Here is a 3,858-nt window from a genome sequence, read left to right on the forward strand (position 1 = left end):
CCTCCGCCGCCGACTCCGCCGCTGCTGACTCCGCCGCTGCTGACTCCGCCGCTGCCGAGGCCGCCGCGGCCGAGGCTGACGGCCCAGCCGCGGCTGACGCTGCTGCCGCGGCTGACGACGCCGCCGCCGCGTCGGCCGATCCGGCCGCGCAGTCCCACGAGCCCGAGCCGTCCGCTGAGCACCTGCCTTCCGTGGCCGCTCAGGCATCCGCGGATCCCCAGGCCCCCCACGAGTCCGGGCCTGCCGCCGATTCCGACCCCGCCTCGGCGTCCCAGGCACCCGCTGAGTCCCAGCCTGCCGCGCAGTCCCAGGAGCCCGGCAACGCCGAAGCCCCCGAGGAGCCCCCGGCGCCGCAGACGCGCCGTGTGGTGGTCGTCCCGCTGCGCGATGAGCGGCGGCTGCGCTACCAGGACTGGGTGGCGGGGCGCCGCCAGTTCGTCCGCGCCCGCTCCGACGGGCGGATCGGCTACCTGCACGTTCCGGACATGATGGGGGAGGGCTGGGCGCACCTGCACCGTGACCTGCGCGCGGAGATGGGCCGCGACGCGCTGATCGTGGACGTGCGCGGAAACCGCGGCGGCCACACCTCGCAGCTGATCGTGGAAAAGCTCGCCCGCCGGATCATCGGCTGGGCTTCCGGGCGCTGGGTGCGCCCGGAAAGCTACCCGGAGGAGGCGCCGCGCGGCCCGGTCGTCGCGCTGGCCGACGAGTTCGCCGGGTCGGACGGCGACATCGTCACCGCGGCGATCCGCTCGCTGCGCCTCGGCCCCGTGGTGGGCGCCCGCACGTGGGGCGGCGTGGTCGGCATCGACGGGGCCGGCTACCCCCTGGTCGACGGCACGCGGATCACCGTTCCGCGGTACGCGTTCTGGTTCGGCGAATACGGCTGGGGCGTGGAGAACTACGGCGTCGACCCCGAGATCGAGGTCCTCATCACCCCCGACGACTGGGCCGCCGATCGCGACCCCCAGCTGGAGGTGGCCGTCGACCGGGCGCTTGAGCTGCTGGCTGAGCGACCCCCCGCGGCGGCGCCAGACGTCGCCTCAGGCCCCACCAAGCGCCGTCCGCCCCTCCCGCCCCGCCCATAGCTCGCTACGGAACCGACCGGATGTCCGGTCACCTGGTCCGCTGGTGTGCGGGTGAGCGGTGTGGCGGGTGCGTCGCGGCATTCCGGGCATGAGGCTTATCGTGGAACATTTTCGCCACTGGAGGGCTCTGGCGCAGATAACGGGATCACAGATGCCTCGTCAGCACATCCTGTTCCCGATCCACGATCATTCTCCCGATACGTTCGGGGTTTCTGTCGTTATAACGACAGAAACCCCGAACGTATCGCAGTTAACCTGGCCGCGCCGCCGGGGCCGGCCGGCGCGGGAGCGGTGGTGCCTGCGGGGCTGGCGCTGCCGCCGCCTGGGGTGACAGGATCCCGGCGCGCGGAACGGCATGCCCCGCGTGCGGATCAGTCCTTGCGGCCGGTGATGGCGACGGTCAGGCCGACGCCGATCATGGCGAGGCCGCCGGCGCCGCCGACCAGCGCGAACCGGCGCGGCGAGCAGGCGAACCAGGCACGGACTCCGCTTGCGGCAAGACCCCACGTGCTGTCGGAGACCAGCCCGATGGAGACGGACACCAGGGCGAGCAACAGCATTTGCACGGGGATGTGGCCCGCCTCCCTATTCACGAACTGCGGCAGGATCGCCCCGAACAAGATGAATGCCTTCGGATTGGTGACGCCGACAACGAACCCGTCCCGCAGCGCCCGCCAGCCCGCGGGCGAATTCACCGGCGCCGAGATCGCGTCAGCGAGCGAGCGGCGCTGCCTGATGGCCTGCACGCCCAGCCACACCAGGTAGAGCGCCCCGGCCAGCTTGACCGCGACGAACAGCTGCGCGGAGCGCTGGAGGAGCGAGCCGAGGCCGATGGCCACGCAGGCGGCCACCACGTAGTTGCCGGCCGCGTGCCCGGCCGCGGTAGCGACCGCGGTCCGGCGGCCGTGCACCAGCGCCCTGCCGACCACGAAGAGCACCCCGGGTCCGGGGACCACGATGATGACGAGGGAGACGAGCGCGTAACCGAGCAGCTGACCCGAGGAGATCACCGCGGCTCCCGCGTGATCAGCTCGCGGCCCCGCTTGCGCAGCTCGGCCACCGAAGTGACCCCGAGCAGCTGCATCGTCGTCCGGAACTGCCTGGTGATCAGGTCAAGCGCGCGGTCCACGCCGGCCTCGCCGCCGGCCATCAGCCCGTAGAGGTAGGCGCGGCCGAGCACGCCGGCGTCCGCGCCGAGCGCGAGCGCCACCACCACGTCGGCGCCATGCCGGATGCCCGAGTCCACAAGCAGGGCGACCGACGGCCCGACGGCCTCGCGTACCGGCGCGATCAGGTCGGCGGGAGCGACGGTCCGGTCAAGCTGACGGCCGCCGTGGTTGGACAGCTGGATTCCGTCCACGCCGAGTTCGGCGGCGCGGCGCGCGTCGGTCGGCCCGAGCGGGCCCTTGATGATCAGCTTGCCGGCCCACCGCGAGCGCAGGTCGGCGATGTCGGACCAGTCGATGCTGGCGTCGAAGAAGTCAGCGGTCTTCCTGATGGTCGTCGGCGGCCGCCCGGCGAAGTTGGCGTAGTCGAGCGCCGGGCCGGACAGCAGCCGCAGCCAGTAGCCGGGCTTGCTGGCCACGGACGCGACCGTATGCAGGCTGAGTTCGGGCGGTATGGACAGTCCGTTGCGCTGGTCGCGGAGCCGGTTCCCCGCCACCACCGTGTCGACCGTGACCACGAGTGCGCCGAAGCCGTTGTCGGCTGCGCGGCTGACCAGGTCGCGCGCCTGCGAGCGGTCCTTGAGTATGTACAGCTGGAACCACAGGTCTGGCCGCCCGGCAGCGGCACCCCCCGCAACAGCGGCACCCCCCGAACCACCCCCGGCGACGGCGACAGCGGCGAGTTCCTCGATGCCGGTGGCCGCCATCGTGGACAGCGTGTACGGCAGCCCGTGCCGCGCCGCCGACCGCGCGGCGCCGCTCTCGCCGTCCGGGTGCAGCATCCGGGTGTACCCCGCGGGGCCCAGCGCGAGCGGGACCGGCAGCGCCGAGCCGAGCACGGTCGCGGACATGTCCACGACGTCGACGTCGGCCAGCACCCGGGGCAGGAACCGCCACTGGCGGAAGGCGGCCACGTTGGCCGCCACGGCGAGTTCCTCGTCCGCGGCCCCGTCGACGTAGTCGAAGACCGGCCGCGGAATGCGCCGCTTCGCCACCCGCCGCAGGTCGGACACGTCATGGCACGCCGCGAGCCGCCGCCGCGTGCCGTCAAGCTCCACAGCGCGCAGCCGGACGAGCTTGCGCATTTCCTGCACCCTCATGCTCGCGACGATACGCCGCGCCCGCCTGCCTGCGAAGATCCGCACAGACAACCGGCGAAGCCCGCCGCAGTGGCCGCCGCCAGGAACACAGAGCAGCGACCGCTCATGTATATTAAACCTATCGAAATAATAGACATAGCGGCGCGTTACAGTTGATGACGCACAGGCCACCCTGCTGGAGGCAGGTCGAAGAATGTCACTGCGGTTTCACTGGTTCCTGCCGACCAACGGCGACGGCCGGGACATCGTCGGCGGCGGCCACGGCGTCGCGACGAGCGCGGGGACGGCGGTAGGCGCCACCGTCCGTCCGCCGTCGATCGGCTACCTCGGGCAGATCGCGCGCAGCGCCGAGCAGCTCGGGTTCGAGGGCGCGCTCACCCCGACCGGCGCCTGGTGCGAGGACGCCTGGCTGACCACCGCCATGCTGGCGACCGTCACGGAAAAACTCAAGTTCCTCGTCGCCTTCCGCCCCGGCCTGCTCTCGCCGACCCTGGCCGCGCAGAT

At 72.3% G+C, this 3,858-nt stretch carries 4 protein-coding genes; 2 read left to right on the forward strand and 2 right to left on the reverse strand.

The genetic code is table 11. The features are described 5' to 3' along the window. Positions 1–1,088 (forward strand): S41 family peptidase (locus Q1N79_RS15130; protein ID WP_300609578.1); only part of this gene is annotated, 1,088 nt, incomplete at its 5' end. A gap of 371 nt (positions 1,089–1,459) precedes the next feature. Here Q1N79_RS15130 and Q1N79_RS15135 read toward each other — a convergent pair. Both Q1N79_RS15135 and Q1N79_RS15140 read right to left on the reverse strand, forming a co-directional pair. Continuing rightward, positions 1,460–2,098, reverse strand: a complete 639-nt coding sequence (locus Q1N79_RS15135; RefSeq protein WP_300609580.1) for a LysE family translocator — start codon at positions 2,096–2,098, stop codon at positions 1,460–1,462. After that, positions 2,095–3,354 (reverse strand): alpha-hydroxy acid oxidase, encoded by a 1,260-nt coding sequence (locus Q1N79_RS15140; RefSeq protein ID WP_300609582.1) that lies wholly within the window; start codon positions 3,352–3,354, stop codon positions 2,095–2,097. The genes Q1N79_RS15135 and Q1N79_RS15140 overlap by 4 nt, the downstream gene beginning before the upstream one ends. A gap of 193 nt (positions 3,355–3,547) precedes the next feature. On the opposite strand from Q1N79_RS15140, the gene Q1N79_RS15145 reads away from it, so the two are divergent. Then, the coding region (locus Q1N79_RS15145; protein ID WP_300609584.1) for an LLM class flavin-dependent oxidoreductase at positions 3,548–3,858 on the forward strand (311 nt) is incomplete at its 3' end.

It is taken from the genome of Trebonia sp. (genome assembly GCF_030042015.1).
In the GTDB taxonomy this organism is placed as follows: Bacteria; Actinomycetota; Actinomycetes; order Streptosporangiales; family Streptosporangiaceae; genus Trebonia.